2 protein-coding genes and 1 pseudogene are annotated in these 2,106 nt (G+C 69.1%); 1 reads left to right on the top strand and 2 read right to left on the bottom strand.

Annotated features, from left to right (window positions below; translation table 11 throughout):
• Both I0Q12_RS34355 and I0Q12_RS29915 read right to left on the bottom strand, forming a co-directional pair.
• Positions 1-187, bottom strand: a pseudogene (locus I0Q12_RS34355) (MFS transporter); the annotation flags it as partial.
• A gap of 43 nt (positions 188-230) precedes the next feature.
• Entirely contained in the window at positions 231-1,238 is a 1,008-nt protein-coding gene (locus I0Q12_RS29915; RefSeq protein WP_197257430.1) for an aldo/keto reductase, read from the bottom strand.
• A 142-nt stretch (positions 1,239-1,380) separates the two neighbouring features.
• Here I0Q12_RS29915 and I0Q12_RS29910 point away from each other — a divergent pair, with 142 nt between their 5' ends.
• Positions 1,381-1,950 (top strand): TIGR03086 family metal-binding protein, encoded by a 570-nt coding sequence (locus I0Q12_RS29910; protein WP_197257429.1) that lies wholly within the window; start codon positions 1,381-1,383, stop codon positions 1,948-1,950.
• Positions 1,951-2,106: the final 156 nt, after the last annotated feature.

The raw sequence follows: 2,106 nt of genomic DNA, 5'->3' as shown, positions 1-2,106 counted from the left end.
CCCCGGCCGGGATCTGCATACCGGCGTAGACGACGATCTGCAGGACGACGAACCCGGACAGGACGGCCGGGGAGACGTCGAACCGGTCGCTTGCGGCCAGACCCGAGACACCGAAGGCCGTGCGGTGCAGGACTGCGACGACGTAAGCGAAGACTCCGATGCCCCAGACCAGCCACACGCGCTTCATGATGTCTAGACCTTAACCCGTCCAGACAAGTTACTTTCGGGTACTACTCGCGGCCGAGGGACACCCACGTCGGGTCGGCGGCCCGCTGACCGACCACCAGATCCGCCAGCGCGTCCAGGCGAGCGACCTGCTCGCGGTCGAGCGTCAGGTCCAGCGCACCCACGTTCTCGGTGACCCGCTCGGCGAAACGGGTGCCCGGAATCGACACCGACGGCAGCCCGAACGTGCGGGCCTTGTCGTCGAGCCACGCCAGCGCCACCTGCGCGATGGTCGCGTCGAGCTCGTCGGCGACCGCTCGGACCTCGCCGCGCACCTTCAGGTTCGCCGGCAGCGCATCCTCCGCGAAGCGCGGGAACCGGCGACGCAGGTCCTTCTCCTCGACCTGCGTCGCGTCGAACGCGTCGGTCAGCAGACCGCGGCTCACCGGCGAGTACGGCACGAACCCGATGCCGAGTTCCGCGGCGGTCGGCACCACGTGCTTCTCGACGTCGCGCGAGACGATGCTCCACTCGGACTGGATCGCCGCGATCGGATGGACGGCGTGCGCGCGGCGCAGTTCGTCGCCGGTCGCCTCCGAGAGTCCGATGTTCCGGATCTTGCCGGCGCGGACCAGTTCGGCCAGTGCGCCGACCGTCTCCTCGATCGGGACCTCGGGGTCGACGCGGTGCAGGTAGTACAGGTCGACGCTGTCGACACCCAGCCGCTGCAGCGACTCGTCGATCGCCTGACGGGCGTACTCGGGACGACCGTTGATGCGGCGGTTGCCGGCGGGAGTGCTGCCGCCCAGCGCGCCGACCAGCCCGAACTTGGTGGCCAGCTGTACCTCGTCGCGGCGGTCCTTCAGCAGCTTGCCGACCACGGTCTCGCTGAGGCCGTCGCCGTAGACGTTGGCGGTGTCGATGAACGTCACGCCCAGGTCCACGGCGTGATGCAGGGTCGCCAGCGCCTCGTCGGGATCGGTCCCGCCGTAGACGGGGGCGACCGACATGGCGCCGTAGCCCTGCGCGCTGACGGTCAGGCCGGGGGCCAGTTCGACGGTGGGGACGGGCATGAACTTCTCCTCGTGATTCCTCGGTTCCCGGGCCCTGCGGAGCCCGGGCACGTATCCGTCGTTCGATCCTTCCCGAAAACCCCGACGCAGGCAGGACTTGAAATCGCGATGATCCCAACACCGTCGGACCTACGCTGAATCCATGGCAGTCGACTGGCTCGAATTGCAGCGCACGGCGGCCCGCGGATTCACCGAGCGGCTCGCACAGGTGACCGACTGGAAGGCCCCCACACCGGACACCGAGTGGGACATCGCCAAACTGGTCGAGCACATGATCGACGAACAGCGGTGGATCCCGCCGTTGTTGGCGGGCATGACCATCGCCGAAGCCGAAGCCTCGCTCGCGCCGATCGGTGACGACCTGCGCGCCGAATGGTCCCGCTACGCCGAGTCCGCGACCACCGCATGGGCGGCGACCGCTCCGGACGCTTCCGTGCACCTGTCGTACGGCGTCGTGCCCTGCCACAACTATCTGAAACAGCAGGTCGCGGACATCGCGATCCACACCTGGGATCTCGCCCGAGGCGTCGGGGGCGACGACCGACTCGACCCGGACCTGGTGGCGGCGGTGTGGGCGGACCTGCAGCCCCAGAAGGACATGCTCGCGGCGAGCGGCCTGTTCGCCGACCCGGTACCGGTCCCGGACGACGCACCACTGCAGGACCGATTGCTCGCCCTGACCGGCCGCGACCCCCGAGGAGACACGTCATGAGCGAAGGCGCCCCCGACATCAAACCCCGCAGCCGCGACGTGACGGACGGTCTCGAGAAGGCGGCCTCCCGCGGCATGCTCCGCGCGGTCGGCATGGGCGACGACGACTGGGACAAGCCGCAGATCGGCGTCGCGTCGTCGTGGAACGAGATCACCC

The sequence above is a fragment of the Rhodococcus sp. CX genome, from assembly GCF_015865005.1.
Classification (GTDB): Bacteria; Actinomycetota; Actinomycetes; order Mycobacteriales; family Mycobacteriaceae; genus Rhodococcus.
This window is presented reverse-complemented; position numbering and strand designations above follow the sequence as displayed.

Bases quoted from the DNA above. Each gene is read 5' to 3' on its own strand.
- I0Q12_RS29910 (WP_197257429.1), top strand. From the start codon at position 1,381: ATGGCAGTCGACTGGCTCGAATTGCAGCGCACGGCGGCCCGCGGATTC.
- I0Q12_RS29915 (WP_197257430.1), bottom strand. From the start codon at position 1,238: ATGCCCGTCCCCACCGTCGAACTGGCCCCCGGCCTGACCGTCAGCGCG.